20 protein-coding genes and 3 tRNA genes are annotated in these 18812 nt (G+C 65.6%); 2 read left to right on the top strand and 21 right to left on the bottom strand.

Annotation, left to right across the window (positions count from 1 at the left end; translation table 11 throughout):
- The 12 genes from J2W23_RS14615 to trpE form a co-directional block, all read right to left on the bottom strand.
- Positions 1 to 779: elongation factor Tu (locus tag J2W23_RS14615; RefSeq protein WP_307649240.1), on the bottom strand; the 779-nt coding region annotated here is incomplete at its 3' end.
- 73 nt (positions 780 to 852) lie between these two features.
- Positions 853 to 927: transfer RNA gene (locus J2W23_RS14620), tRNA-Thr, on the bottom strand.
- 40 nt (positions 928 to 967) lie between these two features.
- Positions 968 to 1041 (bottom strand) — tRNA-Gly (locus tag J2W23_RS14625).
- Between the two features lie 65 nt (positions 1042 to 1106).
- Positions 1107 to 1192 (bottom strand) — tRNA-Tyr (locus tag J2W23_RS14630).
- Positions 1193 to 1299: 107 nt separating this feature from the next.
- Positions 1300 to 2007, bottom strand: coding sequence for a uracil-DNA glycosylase (locus tag J2W23_RS14635; protein WP_307649241.1), 708 nt, complete (start codon positions 2005 to 2007; stop codon positions 1300 to 1302).
- Positions 2004 to 2804, bottom strand: a complete 801-nt coding sequence (gene trpC / locus J2W23_RS14640; RefSeq protein ID WP_307649242.1) for an indole-3-glycerol phosphate synthase TrpC — start codon at positions 2802 to 2804, stop codon at positions 2004 to 2006. The genes J2W23_RS14635 and trpC overlap by 4 nt, the downstream gene beginning before the upstream one ends.
- A gap of 31 nt (positions 2805 to 2835) precedes the next feature.
- Entirely contained in the window at positions 2836 to 3858 is a 1023-nt protein-coding gene (gene trpD / locus J2W23_RS14645; protein ID WP_307649243.1) for an anthranilate phosphoribosyltransferase, read from the bottom strand.
- 21 nt (positions 3859 to 3879) lie between these two features.
- Positions 3880 to 4542 (bottom strand): LysE family translocator, encoded by a 663-nt coding sequence (locus tag J2W23_RS14650; protein ID WP_307649244.1) that lies wholly within the window; start codon positions 4540 to 4542, stop codon positions 3880 to 3882.
- A gap of 16 nt (positions 4543 to 4558) precedes the next feature.
- Positions 4559 to 5620, bottom strand: coding sequence for a low-specificity L-threonine aldolase (ltaE, locus tag J2W23_RS14655; protein WP_307649245.1), 1062 nt, complete (start codon positions 5618 to 5620; stop codon positions 4559 to 4561).
- 6 nt (positions 5621 to 5626) lie between these two features.
- Complete coding sequence (locus tag J2W23_RS14660; protein ID WP_176660937.1) at positions 5627 to 6211, bottom strand: anthranilate synthase component II; 585 nt, start codon at positions 6209 to 6211, stop codon at positions 5627 to 5629.
- Entirely contained in the window at positions 6208 to 6600 is a 393-nt protein-coding gene (locus J2W23_RS14665; protein WP_124465528.1) for a GxxExxY protein, read from the bottom strand. The genes J2W23_RS14660 and J2W23_RS14665 overlap by 4 nt, the downstream gene beginning before the upstream one ends.
- Positions 6597 to 8099: an anthranilate synthase component I gene (gene trpE / locus J2W23_RS14670; RefSeq protein WP_176660935.1), complete on the bottom strand. Its 1503-nt coding sequence runs from the start codon at positions 8097 to 8099 to the stop codon at positions 6597 to 6599. Before trpE ends, J2W23_RS14665 begins: the two co-directional genes overlap by 4 nt.
- A 333-nt stretch (positions 8100 to 8432) precedes the next feature.
- Here trpE and J2W23_RS14675 point away from each other — a divergent pair, with 333 nt between their 5' ends.
- Positions 8433 to 9032 (top strand): chalcone isomerase family protein, encoded by a 600-nt coding sequence (locus J2W23_RS14675; RefSeq protein ID WP_176660934.1) that lies wholly within the window; start codon positions 8433 to 8435, stop codon positions 9030 to 9032.
- A gap of 7 nt (positions 9033 to 9039) precedes the next feature.
- Here J2W23_RS14675 and J2W23_RS14680 read toward each other — a convergent pair whose 3' ends face one another.
- A complete protein-coding gene (locus tag J2W23_RS14680) occupies positions 9040 to 9732 on the bottom strand; it encodes a phosphoglycolate phosphatase (RefSeq protein ID WP_307649246.1) in 693 nt (230 codons plus the stop codon).
- A gap of 268 nt (positions 9733 to 10000) precedes the next feature.
- Here J2W23_RS14680 and J2W23_RS14685 point away from each other — a divergent pair, with 268 nt between their 5' ends.
- Complete coding sequence (locus J2W23_RS14685; RefSeq protein ID WP_307649247.1) at positions 10001 to 10120, top strand: AsnC family transcriptional regulator; 120 nt, start codon at positions 10001 to 10003, stop codon at positions 10118 to 10120.
- Positions 10121 to 10241: 121 nt separating this feature from the next.
- On the opposite strand, the gene J2W23_RS14690 is transcribed toward J2W23_RS14685, so the two are convergent.
- From J2W23_RS14690 to J2W23_RS14725, 8 genes are all read right to left on the bottom strand, one after another.
- Positions 10242 to 11510, bottom strand: a complete 1269-nt coding sequence (locus J2W23_RS14690) for a hypothetical protein (protein WP_307649248.1) — start codon at positions 11508 to 11510, stop codon at positions 10242 to 10244.
- Between the two features lie 101 nt (positions 11511 to 11611).
- Positions 11612 to 13825: a LamG-like jellyroll fold domain-containing protein gene (locus J2W23_RS14695; protein ID WP_307649249.1), complete on the bottom strand. Its 2214-nt coding sequence runs from the start codon at positions 13823 to 13825 to the stop codon at positions 11612 to 11614.
- A 623-nt stretch (positions 13826 to 14448) separates the two neighbouring features.
- Complete coding sequence (gene aroQ / locus J2W23_RS14700; protein WP_307649250.1) at positions 14449 to 14892, bottom strand: type II 3-dehydroquinate dehydratase; 444 nt, start codon at positions 14890 to 14892, stop codon at positions 14449 to 14451.
- 25 nt (positions 14893 to 14917) lie between these two features.
- Positions 14918 to 15739, bottom strand: a complete 822-nt coding sequence (gene aroE, locus J2W23_RS14705; RefSeq protein ID WP_307649251.1) for a shikimate dehydrogenase — start codon at positions 15737 to 15739, stop codon at positions 14918 to 14920.
- 13 nt (positions 15740 to 15752) lie between these two features.
- Positions 15753 to 16982, bottom strand: a complete 1230-nt coding sequence (locus J2W23_RS14710) for a CaiB/BaiF CoA transferase family protein (protein ID WP_307649252.1) — start codon at positions 16980 to 16982, stop codon at positions 15753 to 15755.
- On the bottom strand, positions 16979 to 17440 hold the full coding sequence (locus tag J2W23_RS14715) for a MaoC family dehydratase (RefSeq protein WP_176660926.1): 462 nt from the start codon (positions 17438 to 17440) through the stop codon (positions 16979 to 16981). Before J2W23_RS14715 ends, J2W23_RS14710 begins: the two co-directional genes overlap by 4 nt.
- A gap of 26 nt (positions 17441 to 17466) precedes the next feature.
- Positions 17467 to 17859 (bottom strand): VOC family protein, encoded by a 393-nt coding sequence (locus tag J2W23_RS14720; RefSeq protein ID WP_307649253.1) that lies wholly within the window; start codon positions 17857 to 17859, stop codon positions 17467 to 17469.
- On the bottom strand, positions 17856 to 18785 hold the full coding sequence (locus J2W23_RS14725; protein ID WP_307649254.1) for a ketopantoate reductase family protein: 930 nt from the start codon (positions 18783 to 18785) through the stop codon (positions 17856 to 17858). The genes J2W23_RS14720 and J2W23_RS14725 overlap by 4 nt, the downstream gene beginning before the upstream one ends.
- Positions 18786 to 18812: the final 27 nt, after the last annotated feature.

An 18812-nucleotide genomic window follows, 5' to 3' on the forward strand; every position in this document is an offset into this window, starting at 1 on the left:
CCGGTGCAGGTGGTCTTGACGGTCGGGCGGATGCCGACGATCTCGATTTCTTCACCAACCTTGATCACGCCGCGCTCGACGGCGCCGGTCACCACGGTGCCGCGACCCGAGATCGAGAACACGTCTTCGACGGGCATCAGGAACGTGCCGTCCACAGCGCGCTCGGGCGTCGGGATGTACGTGTCCAGCGCTTCGGCCAGCTTCATGATGGCTTCTTCGCCCAGCTTGCCCTTGTCGCCTTCCAGGGCGAGCTTGGCCGAGCCGTGGATGATCGGGGTGTCGTCGCCGGGGAACTCGTACTTGTCCAGGAGCTCGCGCACTTCCATTTCGACCAGCTCGAGCAGCTCGGCGTCGTCGACCATGTCGCACTTGTTCAGGAAAACGATGATGTAGCCCACGCCCACCTGGCGAGCCAGCAGGATGTGTTCACGGGTCTGGGGCATCGGGCCGTCAGCGGCCGAGCACACCAGGATGGCGCCGTCCATCTGGGCAGCGCCGGTGATCATGTTCTTCACATAGTCGGCGTGGCCAGGGCAATCCACGTGAGCGTAGTGGCGGTTGGCCGTTTCGTACTCGACGTGCGCGGTGTTGATCGTGATACCACGGGCCTTTTCTTCGGGCGCTGCATCGATCTGGTCGTAAGCCTTGGCTTCGCCGCCGAACTTGGCCGACAGAACGGTTGCGATCGCAGCCGTCAGCGTCGTCTTGCCGTGGTCAACGTGACCGATCGTGCCCACATTCACGTGCGGCTTGGTGCGGGTGAATTTACCTTTTGCCATTTTTCGACTCCGAAAAAAACGATTTCAACGCATGCAGATGGGTTGCAAACCTGCCGTTGCAACCCCCAGAAACTGGTGCCCTTTGCGGGAATCGGACCCGCGACCTCTCCCTTACCAAGGGAGTGCTCTACCACTGAGCCAAAAGGGCTTTTGTCTAACCAATCGCTTCCGGCGTCGAACCGGGTCTCTGGAGCGGGAGACGGGAATCGAACCCGCGTCATCAGCTTGGAAGGCTGGGGTTCTACCATTGAACTACTCCCGCATCGGGGGCACTTCAAGGCACCCAAAGCGCTAGATCCAATCGCTCTTAGAAACCAAATTCATCGCTGGTGGAGAGGGCTGGATTCGAACCAGCGTACTCGTAAGAGGGCAGATTTACAGTCTGCTGCCATTAACCACTCGGCCACCTCTCCGGCGAACCTCGAAATATAGCACGGTTTTGTGACTACACAGAACCCCCAGCGACAAGAAGAAGCGGAAGAACTGCACGAGGCGTTGACCGCGGCGATTATCCGCGAATTCAGCCGCCTCCCTGGTGCGCCTCCCGCCAGGCACGCGCCTCGCCGAAATGTCCGCATCCGATGAACGGCACAGGCGGGCGCAAGGCGGAAAGTGGCGACGGATGATTCGACATCAGCACCTTGTGGCGCTTAACGTCGATCAACGCACGCTTACTTTGCGCGTGCGAGCCCCAGAGCATAAAAACAACAGGTTTCGCGCCGTCAGATACATGTCGAATGACGGCATCGGTCAACACCTCCCAACCCCGGCCCGAATGACTCGCCGGCTGGGTTTCCTCGACGGTGAGGCAGGTGTTGAGCAGCAACACGCCATGCGTCGCCCACTTCACCAGGCTGCCACCCGGATTCGGAAACTGCGGCGGCGGCGTACCGAGATCGCGCTGCAGCTCCTTGAAGATGTTGCGCAGCGACGGCGGCAGCGCCACGCCGGGTGCCACCGAGAACGCAAGCCCTTCGGCCTGCCCACGCCCGTGGTACGGGTCCTGCCCCAGGATCACCACGCGCACGTCTTCGGGCGGCGTCAGCTCCAGCGCGCGCAGCGGTTGCGGCGGAAAGATCACGGCGCCCGCATCGAGGCGCTCACGCAAGAAACCCTGCAGCTTCTGCCCCACGACACCGCCGAAAAAATCGTCGACCAGCGGCTGCCAACCCGGTGCCACCGGCCAGTCGGCAGGATCGCTGCTCGACAGCTGATCGGCCCGGCTCATTGGAACAACGCAGCGAGGGCCTCGCCGGGTTCCTTGGCGCGCATGAACGCTTCGCCGACCAGGAATGCGTTGACGCCCGCCGCACGCAGCGTGGCAACGTCTTCGCGCGTGGCGATGCCCGATTCGGTCACCACCAGCCGATCGGCCGGCAGCTTCGGCAGCAGGTCGATGGTGGCCTGGATCGACACCTCGAAGTTGCGCAGATTGCGGTTGTTGACGCCAATCAGCGGCGTCTTGAGCTTCAGCGCGCGATCGAGCTCAGCCGCATCGTGCACCTCCACCAGCACCGCCATGCCGAGCCCCAGCGCGATGGCTTCGTAGTCCTTCATCTGCGCATCGTCGAGGCACGCGGCGATCAGCAGGATGGCGTCCGCGCCCATCGCGCGCGATTCGTACACCTGGTACGCATCGACGATGAAATCCTTGCGCAGCACCGGCAGGTCGCACGAGGCGCGGGCCTGCTTGAGATAGTCCACGCCGCCCTGGAAAAACTGCTTGTCCGTCAGCACCGAAAGGCATGCCGCGCTGACAGTGCCATCGCCCTCGGCGTAGCTCTGCGCGATGTCCGCCGGAATGAAGTCTTCGCGCAGCACGCCCTTGCTCGGGCTGGCCTTCTTGACTTCGGCGATCACGGCGGCCTGGCCGGCGGCAATCTTAGCGCGCAGGGCAGCTTCGAAATCGCGCGTGAGTACGCGGCTCTCGGCGTCGAAGCGGACGGCTTCGAGCGGTGCGCGCTTCAGCGCGGCCGCCACTTCCTGGTGCTTGACGGCAACGATCTTGTCGAGGATGTCGGACATGGCTTGGGATGCTTTCGGTTGTCTCTGAGGCTCAGACGGTCGCGGAGGCCTTGACCAGCTCGGCGAGCTTGGCCTTCGCCGCGCCCGACGCGATGGCTTCGCGCGCGCGTTCGACGCCCGCGGCCACCGAGTCGACCACATTGGCCGCATACAGCGCCGCGCCGGCATTCAGCAGCACGATGTCGAGCGCCGGGCCGGCCTGATTGTCGAGCACCCCCAGCAGCATCGCTTTCGACTGCTCGGGCGTTTCCACACGCAGCGCGCGGTTGCTCGACATCGCGAAGCCGAAGTCCTCGGGGTGCAGTTCGTATTCGCGGATCTCGCCGTTCTTGAGCTCGCCCACCAGCGTGGCGGCGCCCAGCGAAATCTCGTCCATGCCGTCACGGCCGTAGACCACCATCGCGTGCTCGGTGCCCAGGCGCTGCAGCGCGCGCACCTGGATGCCCACGAGGTCGGGGTGGAACACGCCCATCAGGATGTTCGGCGCGCCCGCGGGATTGGTCAGCGGCCCGAGGATGTTGAAGATGGTCTTGATGCCCAATTCCTTCCGCACCGGTGCGACGTTCTTCATCGCCGGGTGGTGGTTGGGCGCGAACATGAAGCCGATGCCGCATTGCTCGATGGAGCGCGCGATCTGCTCGGGCTTCAGGTTGATGTTGATGCCCAGCGACTCCAGCACATCGGCACTGCCCGACTTGCTCGACACGCTGCGCCCGCCGTGCTTGCTCACCTTCGCACCGCCCGCGGCCGCGACGAACATCGAGCAGGTCGAGATGTTGAAGGTGTGCGAGCCGTCGCCGCCGGTGCCCACGATGTCCACGAGGTTCGTGGTGTCGGTCACGGGCACCTTCGTCGACACCTCGCGCATCACCTGCGCGGCGGCGGTGATCTCGCCGATGGTTTCCTTCTTCACGCGCAGGCCCGTGATCAGCGCAGCCATCATCACGGGCGAGCATTCGCCGCTCATGATGAGCCGTACGATGTGCAGCATCTCGTCGTGGAAAACCTCGCGGTGCTCGATGGTGCGCTGCAGCGCTTCCTGGGGGGTGATCATGGTGAGTCTCCTCGGTAGATGTCAGTGGCCGATGCGAACGGCCGGTGCGTCGGTGAACGCGAGCTTGAGGCCGAAGCCGATGAAGAGGACGCCGGCCGCACGGTCGAGCCAGTGCATGCCCTTCTGCACGGCGCCGCGGCGCGCCATCCAGCCCGCCGCCACGGCCCACCCCACGTTGACGGGGATGGCGTTGAGGTTGAACAGCACGCCCAGCAGCACGAAGTACAGCGCCTTGTTGTCGGCGCCGGGTGCAATGAACTGCGGCACGAAGGCCAGGAAGAACAACGCCACCTTGGGGTTGAGCACGTTCGTCCAGAAGCCGCCGAGGAAGATCGCCTTGAGACTGCGCTCTCCGCCCACTGCTGCGGCGGCCCTGCCGAGATCGGCAGGCGGCGCCGGACGCGACAGCACCATGCGCACGCCGAGGTACAGCAAGTAGGCCGCGCCGATGTACTTGAGCACTGTGAAGGCCGCCGCCGATGTCGCCATCAGCGTGCCGACGCCAACCGCTGCCGCGAAGATGTGGACGAAGCAGCCGGCGGTGATGCCGAGCCCCGCCACGATGCCGGCGCGCACGCCCGAGCGCAGCGAGTTCGTCACGACGTAGAGCACATCGGGCCCCGGCGTGAGGTTCAGCAGCCAGCCGGCGGCGATGAAGGCGAGCAGATGGGGAAGATCAGGCATCGCGTCCTCGCCGAATTCAGGACTTGAAGAAGGCGCGGATCGCGGCCACGGCCCGGTCCACGCCCGCGGCGTCGACATCCAGGTGCGTCACGAAGCGCAGGCGATAGAGGCCCGTCGCGAGGATGCCCTGGCTGTTGAGGCTCGCAAGCAGTTCCGACGAACGCGCCTGCGCCGCGCCCGTGAGGTCGACGAACACGATGTTCGTGTGCGGCGCCTCGACAGTCAGGCCTTCGATGCCTTCGAGCCCTTGCGCGAGGCGCTGGGCCAGCGCGTGGTCGTCTGCAAGGCGATCGACGTGGTGGTCGAGCGCATGCGACGCTGCCGCAGCCAGCAGGCCCGCCTGCCGCATGCCGCCGCCCGCCATCTTGCGGATGCGGTGCGCCCGCGCGATGAACTCGCGCGAACCGACCAGTGCCGAGCCGATGGGCGCGCCCAGGCCCTTGCTGAAGCAGACCGACACGCTGTCGAAGCACTGCGCGATGCGGCGGGCTTCGGCGCGGATGTCGCTGCGCTTGTTCAGCGCGGCCTGCGCGGTCGCGGCATTGAAGAGGCGCGCGCCGTCCAGGTGCCGCTGCAGCCCCTTGCTCTTCGCCAGATCGGTCGCGGCTTGCACGTACTCGAACGGCAGCAGCTTGCCGCCCAGCGTGTTCTCCAGCGCCAGCAGCTTGGTGCGCGCGAAGTGCGCATCGTCGGGCTTGATGGACGCCTCGATCTGCGCAAGCGGCAGCGTGCCGTCGGGCGCGTGATCGAGCGGTTGCGGCTGCACGCTGCCGAACACCGCCGCGCCGCCGCCTTCCCAGCGATAGCAGTGCGCCTGCTGGCCGACGATGTATTCGTCGCCGCGCCCACAATGCGAGAGGATCGCGCACAGGTTGCTCTGCGTGCCGGTCGGCACGAACAGCGCCGCCTCGAAACCCAGCAGCGCGGCGATCTTTTCCTGCAGCGCGTTGACGCTCGGGTCCGTGCCGAAGACGTCGTCGCCCAGCGGCGCGGCCATCATGGCTTCGCGCATCGCGGGGGTGGGTTGGGTGACGGTGTCGCTGCGCAGGTCGACGAGGGAAGAGCGGTCTGCTGTCATGGCGGATCAGTCCAGGAAGTTCTTGAGCATGGCGTGGCCGTGCTCGGTGAGGATCGATTCGGGATGGAACTGCACGCCTTCGATGCGCACATCGTGCGCGTACCCGGTGTGCCGCACCCCCATGATCTCGCCATCGTCGGTCCATGCGGTGACAGCCAATGCTTTCGGGCAACTCTCGCGCTCGATCGAGAGCGAGTGATAGCGGTTGACGATGAACTTCTGGGGCAGCCCCGCGAACACGCCCTCTTGCGTGGTCGTGATCTCGCTGGTCTTGCCGTGCATCAGTTGCTGCGCCCGAACGATCTTGCCGCCGAAGGCCGCGCCGATGGCCTGGTGGCCGAGGCACACGCCAAGAATCGGCAGCTTGCCCGCGAAGGCCTCGATGGCCGCCACCGACACGCCCGCTTCCGCAGGAGAACACGGCCCCGGCGACACCACGAGCCGCGTCACGCCGGAGGCGATCAGCTCACCGATCTGCGCCACCGTGATTTCGTCGTTGCGGTGCACCTGCACATCCGCACCCAGCTCGCCGAAGTACTGGACGATGTTGTAGGTGAACGAATCGTAGTTGTCGATCATCAGCAGTTTCATGGCTTGCTCACAATCCGGTGCACGCCCTTGACGACGGGGAACACGTTGAAGTTGATCAAAAGGCCCAGCTTGAGACCCGAGAGACGCAGCGCCGCGAGCACCTGCGCGCGGTGCAGGTCGGTCAGCACATCGACCGCCTTGAGCTCGACAATGACCGACTGCTCGATCACGAAACCCGCGCGGTACACCTCGCCGAGCGAGCGCCCCTTGTAGGTGGCCGACAGCGCAACGTCGCGCGTGAAGCCGATCTCGCGTTCGGCCAGTTCGATGGCCAGCGCGGCAGCGTAGGCGCCCTCGTCGAGCCCCGTGCCGAGCACGCGCTGCACCTCGACGGCGGCGCCGATGATCTCGTGCGAGAAGTCGTTCTGAATATCGGGTGCGGTGCTCATTCCAGGCCTTCCTCGACCAGCTCGGCGGCACGCAGGAGTGCGCGCGCCTTGGCCTCTGTTTCTTTCCATTCCAGCTCGGGCACCGAGTCGGCGACCACGCCGGCCGCGGCCTGCACGTGCAGCATCTGGTCCTTCACGATGCCGGTGCGGATCGCGATCGCCACGTCCATGTCGCCCGCATAGCTGATGTAGCCGCAGGCGCCGCCGTAGAGGCCGCGCTTGGTGGGCTCCAGCTGGTCGATGAGTTCCATCGCATGCACCTTGGGGGCGCCGGTCAGCGTGCCGGCGGGGAAGGTGGCCTTGAGCACGTCGATGGCGGTCATGCCGTCCTTGAGCGTGCCCTCGACGTTGCTCACGATGTGCATCACGTGGCTGTAGCGTTCCACCGCGAAGGCCTCGGTCACCTTCACGGTGCCGGTCTTGGCGATGCGGCCGATGTCGTTGCGCGCGAGGTCGATCAGCATCACGTGCTCGGCGCGCTCCTTCGGGTCGTTGATGAGCTCCACCTCGGCGGCCTTGTCGAGTTCGATCGAGGCGCCGCGCGGGCGCGTGCCGGCCAGCGGGCGGATGGTGATCTTCTGCTCGCCCTCGCCCGTGTTCTCCTGGCGCACCAGGATCTCGGGCGATGCACCGACCACGTGGAAATCCCCCAGGTGGTAGTAGTACATGTAGGGCGATGGGTTCAGCGAACGCAGCGCGCGGTACAGCGACAGCGGTGACTCGGTGTAGCGCTTGCTGATGCGCTGGCCCACCTGCACCTGCATGAAGTCGCCGGCGGCGATCATTTCCTTGGCGCGCTCCACGGCCGCAAGGTAGTCGGCCTTGGCGAAACTGCGCTCGGCCGGATGCGGCTGCGTGGGCTTCACGATGGGCGCGGCCACCGAGTACTTGAGCTTTTCCTTCAGCTCGCGCAGGCGCCGCTTGGCGTTGGCGTAGGCCTCGGGTTGCTTCGGGTCGGCGTAGACGATGAGATACAGCTTGCCCGAGAGGTTGTCGATGACGGCGAGCTCCTCGCACTGCAGCAGCAGGATGTCGGGGCAGCCGAGCGTGTCGGGCGGGCAGCTTTTTTCGAGCTTGCGCTCGATGTGGCGCACCGTGTCGTAGCCGAAGTAGCCGGCGAGGCCGCCGCAGAAACGCGGAAGGCCCGGCCGGAGCGCGACCTTGAAGCGCTTCTGGTACTGCGCGATGAAATCGAGCGGGTTGCCGGCGGCGGTCTCGACGACCTGGCCGTCGGTCACCACTTCGGTCACGGCATCGGCACCGAAACCGCTTGCGCGCAACAAGGTACGTGCGGGCAGGCCGATGAAGCTGTAGCGCCCGAAGCGCTCGCCGCCCACGACCGATTCGAGCAGGAAGCTGTGCTTGCCGCCGCCCTGGGAATGGGCAAGTTTCAGATAAAGGGAAAGGGGCGTCTCGAGGTCGGCAAAGGCCTCGGCCATCAGCGGGATGCGGTTGTAGCCCTGGGCGCTGAGGCTCTTGAATTCAAGTTCGGTGATCACGGATTCGTTCTCCAGTTGCCGGCCGACGCGTCTTCGGTCGGTGGCAAGGTCATTCACTGGTGGCCCGGAGTCGAGGGAATCGATCCGGCGCCGCGGGCGCACGGCGTGCGCCGTGCAATCAAACAGTCAGCGAAGTATGGCTACGCCAGGGCCAGGCTCCCCGGCTGCCTTCACCTGTTTGATTGATGTGATGAACGAACATGGAAGCGGGAGTTTAGCCCACGAAAACGGCCGATTGAGCAATAAAGCCGGTTTCAGGGTTCCCCCGAAGCCTTGGCGGTAACACGAAAAGATACATTCGCACGACCGTTCGCAAATTCAAGGAGGCTCCACTTGCCCGCACTCTCGATTCCCAAGGTGTTCTCGCGTCTCGCCCTGCTGGCCTGCCTGGCATCGGCGCTTGGCGCCTCGGCCGCGCAAGTGGATGTCGCCGGCGTCAAGCTGGAAGACCGCCTGGACCTGCGCGGCACCCCGCTGCAGCTCAACGGCGCGGGCGTTCGCTTCAAGGCCATATTCAAGGTCTACACGGCCGGCCTCTACGTCGGCAAGAAGGTTTCGACCACCGAAGAGGCACTGGCCGCCCCCGGCCCCAAGCGCGTGGCGATCACGATGCTGCGCGACATCGATGCCAACGAACTCGGCAAGCTCTTCACCAAGGGCGTGGAAGAGAACTCGCCGAAAAGCGAAATGGTCAACCTCATTCCGGGCCTGCTGCGCATGGGCCAGATGTTCGCGGACCAGAAGCAGCTCAAGACCGGCGACACCTTCACCATCGACTGGCTGCCCGGCACCGGCACGGTGATCACCGTGCGCGGCGTGCCGCAGCCCGATCCGGTGAAGGAGCCGGCCTTCTTCAATGCGCTCCTGCGCATCTGGCTCGGCCCAAGCCCGGCCGACTGGAAGCTGAAGGACGCGCTGCTCGGCAAGTCCTAGCCGGGGCCTAGAGGTCGGCCAGCGAATCCACGAAGCCGTCCGCATCCACGTCGCGCACCGGCTCGCCGTGGTTGTAGCCGTAGGTCACGAGCACGACCGGGCAACCAGCCGCCCTTGCGGCGCGCGCGTCGTTGCTCGAATCGCCCACCATCAGCGTGCGCGACGGCACCGTGCCCAGCGCCTCGCAGGTCTTCAGGAGCGGCAGCGGGTCGGGCTTCTTGCGCTCGAAGGCATCGCCGCCGAACACCAGTTCGAAAAAGCCATCCAGCCCTTTTTCGGCCATCAGCGGCTTGGCGAACGAGGTCGGCTTGTTGGTGAGGCAGGCCAGCCGCAGGCCCCGCGCGCGCAACGCCTTCAGCCCCTCGAGCACCCCTGGGTACAGCGCCGAGTGCTGGCCGTTGATGGCGAGGTAGTGGTGCTGGTAGCGGTCCCAGGCGCGGTCGAAGAGCGCCTGTGCCCTGGCCTGCACATCGACCCCGCCGGCGGGCGTCATGACATGCACGAGCGCCGAATGGATCAGGTGCTCCGAGCCCTTGCCCACCATCCGTTCGATGGCGGAAGGCGCCACCGGCGGCAGGTCCAGATCGCGCAGCATGCGGTTCAGGGATTCGGCGAAATCGCCGAGCGTGTCGACCATGGTGCCGTCGAGGTCGACGATGGCGGCGTCGAAGCGGGTGCGGTCGAAGCGAATGGAGTTCAAGACAAACAAATAGAGTTCAAAAAACTGCTCGGTACTTTACCGGGCATGAAGAAATAGAGTCCAAAACATTTCGATGGCGCAGACGGAAGGCGAAGGTTCCAGACACACCTCATCGACGATGGGAGAGCCGAGTGTTGATCGGCGGAATCCAGCAGATTCGAGGACGCCGCCGAGAAGTACGCGGAGATCGTCGAGTGCTACAACTTTAGCGGCGGCTACGACTGCCTGCTGAAGTGGTGGCGCCCAGCGTCGGCCATTTCAGACCCTGATGGAACAGATGCTGGAAGACGACATCGGCATCGAGCGCTTCGCCAGTCGGATCGTCCTGCGCCAGTCGCTAAACCGGCGCGGATATCCGCTGCGCATCAGCATGCCCCAGAAGCGGTGAAAGACGTGCTCCTGAAAGGATCCTCGACGACTTCGCCAAGGAGCATCCCCAGGCGGGATAAGACTGCCGTGCTTCCCCGGCCGCCACATCGGCCCCGCGCCACGACGGGGCCATATGACCGCTACTTCAACGCAGCGCCGCCTCTCGCGAGGTATTGCGCGGAAAGGCGCGCGAACTGGCCTCCGTCCGTGCTGATCGAGGTCTGGTGGCTGCCGCCCGCGCTGAAGACCATCCCGATGGTGTGCATGTCGCCGTATTCCTGGGTGTTGGTCAGCATGTAGTCGACGTGGTTGTCGCGGTAGTGCTGGTCGGTGCCGCCGGGCGTGTCGGAAGGCACGCCCATCGGCGTCTGCCACCACAGGATCGGAAGGCCGTTGCCCAGGGCCGTGCGGTAGTCCGAATACTGCTTCTGGTTGTCGTGGAAGTTCGGGCTGGTCTGGTTGCTTGCATCCCAGTAGAACGGGGCGCTTCCGTTCTGGCATTCCGCGGGCCTCGATGCCGCCTCCCGGCAGCCCGCGTCGCGGTCGCTGGTCTGGGCGACGATGAAGTCCGCCTGGTTCGCGCCGGCGGCCCGCATCATCGCTGCAACCTCGACGGGCGTGCCGTTCCAGAAAGCGGGCGGGAACCCGATCAGCGCCTTCGGCGCGACCTTGCGGCCCATCTGCACGAAGCACTGGCCGAGGCCCGCAACGGTGTCCGGCAGAGTGCTGCATTCCGGCTGGCCCCTCACGGCGGCGGCCATCTTCGTCAGGTCGCGGCCGGGCGCCTGCGATGCGGCGAAGCCCCAGAAATCCGGCTCCACGTTGACCAGGGCAGGCTTGTCAGATTCCGCGATGCGCTGGTACATCAGCCGGACTTGGCCCCAGTACTTGTTCATGAAGGTCGCATCGTTGATGCTGCTCAGGTTGCCCTCGCCGTTCGCGGTCATCTGGTAGAGCGTGAACATGGGCACTGCGCCGTAGTCCTTCGCAGCTTGCGCAGTGGAGGTGACGTAGGTCCCATCGGGACTGTTCCACGTGGGCCAGAAGCCCGGTCCCACACCCACCAGATAGCGCTCCACGATGTCGGGGTGGATGTCCTGGCTCTTCATGTCGTCGATGGAAGTCGCTCCCAGCCCGACCAGCACACGGGAGGGTTTGCCGAGCTTGTTGGCCAGGGCGACGGTGGCCGGCACAGGCGCGTTGCCGCCGCTCGTGCCGCCAGTGCCACCGCCGGAGGTATTGCCGGCCACCTGGCCGCCGTCGGATTGACCGCCGGTGCCGGACTGGCCCGTCGGGCTGCCGACCAGCGGAATGCCCGTACCTCCACCGCCGCCACCTCCTCCACCACAGCCGAAGAGCAGCAGCGAGGCCGTCAGCGCGGAAATGCATCGTCGAGAAAGAATGTTCATGAGAGAGGTCTGTTCAGTCGAGGGAAACACCGGCGCGCTTGTGCAGGCGGGCGCCGATTCGGGTTCAGGGTTGTCCGGGCAGCGCGGCTGCCCGATGGCGCTCAGCGGGCGAGGTTCGCGATGAAGGCTGCGTCCTGCGCGCCGCTGTAGATGCGGAAGTCCTGCATGCGGCCCTTGAAGTAAGGGTCGCCACCGTACTGGGAACGGCCCAGCCAGGTCTGCGTGGTGCGGCCCAGTTGGAAGGGATTGATCCAGATGCCGTCCGCGGTGGCGACCTGCGTGCCGTCCACGTAGAGCGTGCCTACGGTGCCCGAGAGCGTGACCGCCACGTGCACCCAGCGCCCGGCGGGCAGTACGTCGGTCGTCACCGACTCTTCGTTCCAGAACTGATTGCGCGTGCCCGAGAAGCGCAGCTTGCCGCTGCCGTCCCGCGGGATGAGCCCCATGTAAGTCACGTCGTTGGAGCCGAAGTCGAAGATGCGCGCATTGACCACCGAAGCATCCCAGTAGACCCACACCGCCACCGTGAAATCGCCCAGGGCCGACACGGCCCCGTCGGGCAGCTGGACGTGACCGCTGCGGCCGTCGAGCTGCACGGCGCTTGCGCCTTTGCGTCCTTCGCCCCAGCTCGTGCCGCCCTTCAACTGCGCATGCAGCCCGCGGCCGCTGGCATCGTTGGCATCGCCGCTGAGCGGCAGGTGCAGCCACAGCTCGCCGGGGACCGCCACGCGCACGGTATCCGCACCGGTCATCTCACCGGCGCCGGTCACCGCCACGATCCGGTAGTACCACGTGCCCTGAACAGGATCGTCGGTGTAGGTGCGCGGTTCGGTGACCGGCGCGAGGGTCGTGAACGGACCGTTGGGCGAAGCCGCGCGCTGCACGAGGTACTGGGACGCGCCTGCGGTGCCCCACCAGGACAGCTGCACCTTCGCGTCGCTCAGGAATGCGCTCAGGCCGCTCGGCGCAGCGGCAGGGACCGGATCGCGCGCATAGAGCAACGTGCCGATGCCCGGCTGGTCGCCGCCATCGACGCGCTCCGGCCGAATCTTGTCGAGCATCGCCTTGGTCCAGGGTGCCGAGAGTCCCTTGCGGCTCACATAGTGGCTGTAGATGAGGTCCCAGTTGGGCCGCAGCTGATTTGTGCCCGCCGCAGCGGTCCCCGATCCGTGGACGCCTTCGTATGGCGCGAACGGCATCGTGAACAGCGCGTTGCCGTTGGCATCCGCCAGGTTCGTCTTGGCCACGTACTCCGCGCCGGCGAGCAGCCGGTTGTTCCAGTAACCGAAGAGATCCTCGCCCTGGTTCCAGGCCATTTGGCACAGCATCCCAGCCAGCGAGATACCGAGGGTCGAGTGGCCCTGGTCGCGATGGCTCTCCTGCCACTGCCCCAGATAGCCAGGATGCACGTAGTAGACGTTGTTGGCGCTCGCGCCGCAGCCGCGGCCGCTCTTGTAATAGTTGCTCGCTTCGGCGACCAGGTCGCTCCGATCGCAGAACACGCCGATCGCGTAGACGGTGCAGATGTTGGCCAGGTCCCAGTTCGCCCAGTAGTGGGTGACCTTTCTGGTCTCCGTGCCGTTGTGGTTGACCAGGAAGTCGTGGGCCTTCGGATAGAACACGTTCAGCAGCATGGTCTGGAAGCGCGCGACGTCCTCCTTCGCCCAGCCGGGGTAGGTCCGCATCAGTTCCGCGGCGTTGGCCCACTGGTTGCCGTAGAGGCCCGAGGCGAGGAAGACGTTCGAGTTGCCGCCCAGCTCGGTCAAGGTCGACGACCATGCATTGAGGAACTCCACCGCCTTCTTCGCGTAGCTCTCGTCGTTCGTGATCTTCCAGCGCAGTGCGAGATGAAGGGCGCGCACCATGTCGCCGACCATCTGCCAATAGTTCTCGCCATCGACACCGCGCGTCACCAACGCCAGGGGGCGCGGCTTCGCATCGAGGTTCGTGTTGTTCGTCTTGAGCATCATGTTCCAGCCGCCCACCCAGGGCTCCGCCTTGGCGGCGAGCTTGTCGCGGATGCGCTGCAGGTCGGCCTCGGTGACCAGCAGGCCGGGGTGCGTGATCTTGTGTACTTCGGGCTCAGGGGCGGTCGGCTCGGGCGCTGGGGTGTCGGGGGTGTCGACACCTGCGACAGCGCCAGGGGCGGCACCCGGTGTCTGCTGCGCGGTGGCTCCCCCTATCGGCGAAAAACCTCCGCCGCTGCCACCACCGCAAGCCGTCGTGCCAAGGGCGAGTGCGCTCGCGGTGCCGATGAAGAAGGTGCGGCGATCCAGCAAGGCGACATCTTTGTCGTCGTTCGAAGAATGTGTCATTTATAAGAAGTGTGTAAATAAATGATTCAGCAAACTGCGTGCCATCCGCTTCGATGGCTCGATGAAATGAAATCGGTAAAACCGATGAATGCATTGCGCGCGTTGCGAGGGACACGCAGCGGCAAGAAGTGACATTCGTTGTCACATGAAACGCCGGCGACACGACATTGAATGTCACTGCCTCTTGCCATGTACGCACCGATTCAGAAGCCCGTGCGGTATCGACCTGCGCGACAGGACAAGGCTCATGAGTGTGACCCGTACAGAGGCCGCAATGAGCCTTGAATTGCCTCTGAAAATGAGCGACTGAATTTCATTTTCGGAATGACCAGGAGCACTGCAACTTGCTTGCGTTCTCTCCATTTCGACGACGCAGCGATGCCGATCGCTTCGCTGGACACGGCATCGTCTTCTTGCGATCGGCGCCGCGGCACCGGCTGCTCGCCATGGCATCGAAAGATAGGCGTGCGGTGATCAGCGACACCGCGTTTGCTTGCACATCCGGGTCACTGCCAACCCCTGCTCTTCGCAACCGTCCGCCTCATGTTTCGCAAGCGGCACGGCTGTCTCGCTGCGAACCCGCTTCGCCGTCGCCCGTTCTCCGGGCGGGCGCCTGCTTCCCGTCAGAGAGCGCTTCGCACTGCCGACACGGCAGCACGCAAGGCGAGCAGGTAGCTGTCCAGGCCGAAGCCGCAGATCTGGCCCTTCACGATGTCCGCGAACACCGAGTGATGCCGGAATTCCTCGCGTGCATGGATGTTGGACATGTGCAGTTCGACCACCGGTACCGTGAGGATCGCCAGCGCGTCCCGGATGCCGTAGCTGTAGTGCGTCCATGCACCTGCGTTGATGAGGACCGCGTCGACGCCATCGACGAAGCCCTGGTGGATGCGCTCGCACATGGCGCTCTCGCTGTTGGTCTGGAAGCTCTCGACCTCGGCGCCCAGCTCCCTGCCCAGCGCCTGCAGCTTCGCGTCGATCTCGGCGAGAGTCGTGGTGCCGTATTGCTTCGGATCGCGCTTGCCGAACATGTTGTGGTTGATGCCGTGGAGCATGAGGATCTTCATCGGGTCTTTCCTTCTTGTCGCGGCCTCAGGCCAGCGGGATCGTCATGCGCTCGATGACCGGGCGGGTGTCGGGCCGCACGCCGCGCCACCACAGGAAGGCCTCCGCCGCCTGCTCGACCAGCATGCCCACGCCGTCGGCGAGCTTCGGCACGCCGGCGTTCTGCGCCAGGCGCAGGAAAGGCGTCAGGCCCTTGCCGTACGCCAGTTCGTAGGCCAGCCTTGCGTTCTGGAAGGTCCCTGCCGGCACCGGTGGCAGCTCGGCCTTCAGGCTGGCCGAGGTGCCGTTGATGACGATGTCGAACCGCTCCCCGGCCAAGTCTGCGTAGGCGCAGGCGCGCACGGGGCCGTGCACCTCGAACTGCGCAGCCAGGTCGACCGCCTTCGGCAAGGTCCTGTTCGCGAGCACCAGCTCGGCCGGCTCCTGCGCGAGAAAAGGCAACAGGGCTCCGCGCACCGCTCCGCCCGAACCGAGCACCAGCATGCGCGCGCCCTTGAGGGCGAAACCCAGGTTGCGCTGGATGTCGCGGGTCAACCCCACGCCGTCGAAGTTGTCGGCAATGATGCGGTCGCCCTCGAACTTGAGCGCATTGGTGGCGCCGGCCAGCTCGGCACGCTCCAGCCGCTCGGTTGCGAGCGCCAGCGCCTGCAGCTTGAACGGCGCCGTCACGTTCAGCCCGCGCCCGCCCGCCTTGCGAAAGGCGTGCACGTCGTCAGCGAAGCGCTCGAGCGAGCCTTCGATGGCGCCGTACTCGATGGCCTGGCCGGTCGCCTGCGCGAAGCTGCCGTGGATCAGCGGCGACTTGGTGTGGCCGATGGGATTGCCGATGACGGCATAGCGGTCGGTCATGCTGCCGCCCTCCTCATGCGCTGTAGAGGACGCCGTCGGCCTGCATCTCGGCGATCTGGGCGGCGTCGTAGCCCAGGCTCGCGGCGATCTCGGTGTTGTGCTCGCCGAGCTCCGGCGCCACCTGCGTGATCGAGGTGTCGCATCCCGACATGCGGAAAGGCAGGTTGGGCAGGCGGATCTTGCCCAGCACCGGATGCTCCTGCTCCACCACCATGCCACGCGCCTGGATCTGCGGGTCGGCCAGCACTTCGTCGATGCGCTGCACCTTGGCGCAGGGCACGTCGATACCGTCGAGCATCTCCAGTATCTCTGCCACGGGGCGTTGCGCCACCCACGGGCGGACCACTTCGAGGATCTCCAGGCGTCTCGCGTTGCGCCCGGCCGCGTCGTGCAGGCGCGTGTCGCCTCCGAAGCCGGCGGGTCCACCGTTGTGCTCGACCAGGGCGGCGAAGCGTTTCCATGCGTCGTCGACCTGCGCGGCAATCACCAGATCGCCATCCTGCGCTCGGAACACGCCGTACAGGGTCGAGTTGGGCATGTCGTGCCCGGTCTGCACCGGTACTTCCTTGCCGCCCGAAAGCGTGTAGCACTGCACCGCGTACTCGTGCATCGACACCAGCGTGTCGTACAGCGCCATGTCGATGTGCTGTCCGCGTCCCGACTTCACGCGGCCCAGCAGCGCGGCGTTGATCGCCGCCACGGCGTGGATGCCGGTGTACATGTCGCCGAGCGAGATGCGCAGCAGCGGCGGCGCCTCGCCGGGATTGCCGACCATCTGCATGATGCCGCTCTTGGCTTCGGCAATGAGACCGAAGCCGGCGCGATGCGAGTCCGGTCCGGTATGGCCATACGCGGAGATCGAGCAGTAGACGAGGCCCGGATTGGTCTCGGCCAGTTCCGCGTAGCCCAGGCCCAGCTTGTCCAGCGCACCGGGGCGGTAGTTCTCGACGAACACGTCGGCGCTGTCGACCAGCTTCTTCATCAGCGCACGGCCGCGCGGGTCCTTGGTGTTGACCGACAGGCCCTTCTTGCCCATGTTCTGCTGCAGAAAGTAGCCGCTGTGGTCGCCGACGAACCAGGCGTGCTGGCGGCCGGCATCGCCGGAGCCGGGGCGCTCCACCTTGATGACCTCGGCGCCCAGCGCCGCCAGGCACCGGCCCACGTAGGGCCCGGCAAGGAAGTGGCTGTAGTCGATGACGCGGATTCCCGCCAGCGGCAATGCCTGCCGAACTCCCGCGTTCATGCCGGCCTCCTCGGCACCATCACGCGGTGCTCGCCCCTCTGCACGATTTCGTCGCGCTGGTTGATCAGTTCGGACGGCAGCACCAGGATGCCCCAGCCGGACTTGCTCTTCGATTCGCGTTTGGATTCGACGCGGAATCTCACCCGCACCGTGTCGCCCAGCTTGATGGGCGCAACGAAGCTCCATTCCCAGCCCAGCGACATGCCGGGCATGAAGCGCATGTCGCTCCTGGTCTTCAGGCCGTCGGCGATCGAGAGGCCGAACAGTCCGTGGGCCACACGGGTGCCGAAGGGCGTCGTGCGGGCGTAGGCCTCGTCGGTGTGCACGGGCGTGTGGTCGCCCGTGAGGTCGGCGTAGGCCATCACGCGGGCTTCCGTCACCTCATACGGAGGGCTGACGCATTCCTCGCCGACGACGGCGTCTTCCCAGTACCTGTCTTCGATGGTGAGTGTGTTCATGTGTGGGTCTCCGGTTCGAACAGGGCTCAGGCGCGGGGATCGATCGCCAGCGCCTTGGCGACCGCACCGGGGCTGGCCTGGATGAATTCGATGGCCAGGCCATCGGGCAGGCGCAGCCAGTTGCGGCCCTGCGGCATCTCCGTGACGCCGAAGGCCTTTGCGGCGGTCAGCGCGGCCTCGAGGTCTTCGCACATCACGCCCAGGTGACCCAGGCGCCCTTCGGGACCGGCGTAATCGGGCTTGGCCATGAACTGCATGCCCCCGAGCGTCCAGTACTGGATGGGTTCCTCGACAGTGCCCTGCACTTCCCGCATCGTCATGCCACAGACATCGTGGAAGAACTTGATGTGCCAATGGATGTCGCGCACCCAGATGGCGACGTGCTCGACGTAGGCTTTGGGCGTGGCCCGGGTGGTCATTTCGCCTCCATGCGGCGTTCGATGCCCTTGATCGCAGCGACCAGCGTCTGGTTGACCGGCGTCGGTATGTTGTGTTTGCGACCCATGCGCACGACCGCACCGTTGATGAAGTCGATCTCGGTGATCGAGCCCTTCTCCAGGCTCTGCAGCATCGATGTCTTGAATTCGTAGGGCAGCCCCTGCGCGGCCATCAGCCAGGCGTCGCGCGGCGACTTGATCGACAGCTTCACGCCACTGGCCTTGGCAACCGTCATCGCTTCGGCCACCGCGGCAATGGCCGTGGCTTCGATCTCCGGCACCGCATAGAGACTGCCGTAGACCTGGCCGGTGATGCCGCTCAACGCACCGGTCGAGACGTTGATCAGGAGCTTGTCCCACATCGCGCCCAGGATGTTGTCGCTGACCTCGCAGGGCAGCTCGGCACGCTCGAACTCGGCGGCGATCGCCGTGGCGCGCTCGCTGATGCGGCCATCGATCTCGCCGATCACCGTGCGCTTGCCCTGCGTGCCGGCAATGACGTGGCCAGGACCGAGCATCACGCCGCCGACGTAGGTCTTGCCGGCCAGCACATGCTCGGCGCCCACCGCTTCCGAGAGGATTTCTTCATGGCCCATGCCGTTTTGCAGCGACATCACCGCCGTGTCGGGTCCCACGATGTCTTGCGCGACTTCGATGGCTGCACGCGTGTGGAAGGACTTGACCAGCACGATGAGGAGGTCCGGAGCCTCCAGCTTCGCGCAGTCGAGCGCGGCGCGGACCCGGACGACGCGCTCCGAATCGCCGACCTTCATGCGCAGGCCGTCGCGGTTGATCGCATCGACATGGGCCTGGAAGGGATCGATCAAAGTGACATCGGACCCCGCTGCAGCGAGGGTCCCGCCGATGGCGCAACCCAATGCGCCGGCACCGAGAAAGTAGATCTTCATGTGAGCCTTCGTTCGGAATGACCCGAC

This window comes from Variovorax boronicumulans (assembly GCF_030812215.1).
Taxonomy (GTDB): Bacteria; Pseudomonadota; Gammaproteobacteria; order Burkholderiales; family Burkholderiaceae_C; genus Variovorax; species Variovorax boronicumulans_C.

What these genes read in the sequence shown, in the direction of transcription:
- ltaE (WP_307649245.1), bottom strand. Translation starts at nt 5,620, where the DNA reads ATGACAGCAGACCGCTCTTCCCTCGTCGACCTGCGCAGCGACACCGTC.
- J2W23_RS14660 (WP_176660937.1), bottom strand. Translation starts at nt 6,211, where the DNA reads ATGAAACTGCTGATGATCGACAACTACGATTCGTTCACCTACAACATC.
- aroQ (WP_307649250.1), bottom strand. Translation starts at nt 14,892, where the DNA reads ATGAAGATCCTCATGCTCCACGGCATCAACCACAACATGTTCGGCAAG.
- J2W23_RS14725 (WP_307649254.1), bottom strand. Translation starts at nt 18,785, where the DNA reads ATGAAGATCTACTTTCTCGGTGCCGGCGCATTGGGTTGCGCCATCGGC.
- J2W23_RS14650 (WP_307649244.1), bottom strand. Translation starts at nt 4,542, where the DNA reads ATGCCTGATCTTCCCCATCTGCTCGCCTTCATCGCCGCCGGCTGGCTG.
- J2W23_RS14635 (WP_307649241.1), bottom strand. Translation starts at nt 2,007, where the DNA reads ATGAGCCGGGCCGATCAGCTGTCGAGCAGCGATCCTGCCGACTGGCCG.
- J2W23_RS14710 (WP_307649252.1), bottom strand. Translation starts at nt 16,982, where the DNA reads ATGAACGCGGGAGTTCGGCAGGCATTGCCGCTGGCGGGAATCCGCGTC.
- J2W23_RS14695 (WP_307649249.1), bottom strand. Translation starts at nt 13,825, where the DNA reads ATGACACATTCTTCGAACGACGACAAAGATGTCGCCTTGCTGGATCGC.
- aroE (WP_307649251.1), bottom strand. Translation starts at nt 15,739, where the DNA reads ATGACCGACCGCTATGCCGTCATCGGCAATCCCATCGGCCACACCAAG.
- J2W23_RS14685 (WP_307649247.1), top strand. Translation starts at nt 10,001, where the DNA reads ATGGAACAGATGCTGGAAGACGACATCGGCATCGAGCGCTTCGCCAGT.
- J2W23_RS14715 (WP_176660926.1), bottom strand. Translation starts at nt 17,440, where the DNA reads ATGAACACACTCACCATCGAAGACAGGTACTGGGAAGACGCCGTCGTC.
- J2W23_RS14720 (WP_307649253.1), bottom strand. Translation starts at nt 17,859, where the DNA reads ATGACCACCCGGGCCACGCCCAAAGCCTACGTCGAGCACGTCGCCATC.
- trpD (WP_307649243.1), bottom strand. Translation starts at nt 3,858, where the DNA reads ATGATCACCCCCCAGGAAGCGCTGCAGCGCACCATCGAGCACCGCGAG.
- trpC (WP_307649242.1), bottom strand. Translation starts at nt 2,804, where the DNA reads ATGTCCGACATCCTCGACAAGATCGTTGCCGTCAAGCACCAGGAAGTG.
- J2W23_RS14690 (WP_307649248.1), bottom strand. Translation starts at nt 11,510, where the DNA reads ATGAACATTCTTTCTCGACGATGCATTTCCGCGCTGACGGCCTCGCTG.
- J2W23_RS14665 (WP_124465528.1), bottom strand. Translation starts at nt 6,600, where the DNA reads ATGAGCACCGCACCCGATATTCAGAACGACTTCTCGCACGAGATCATC.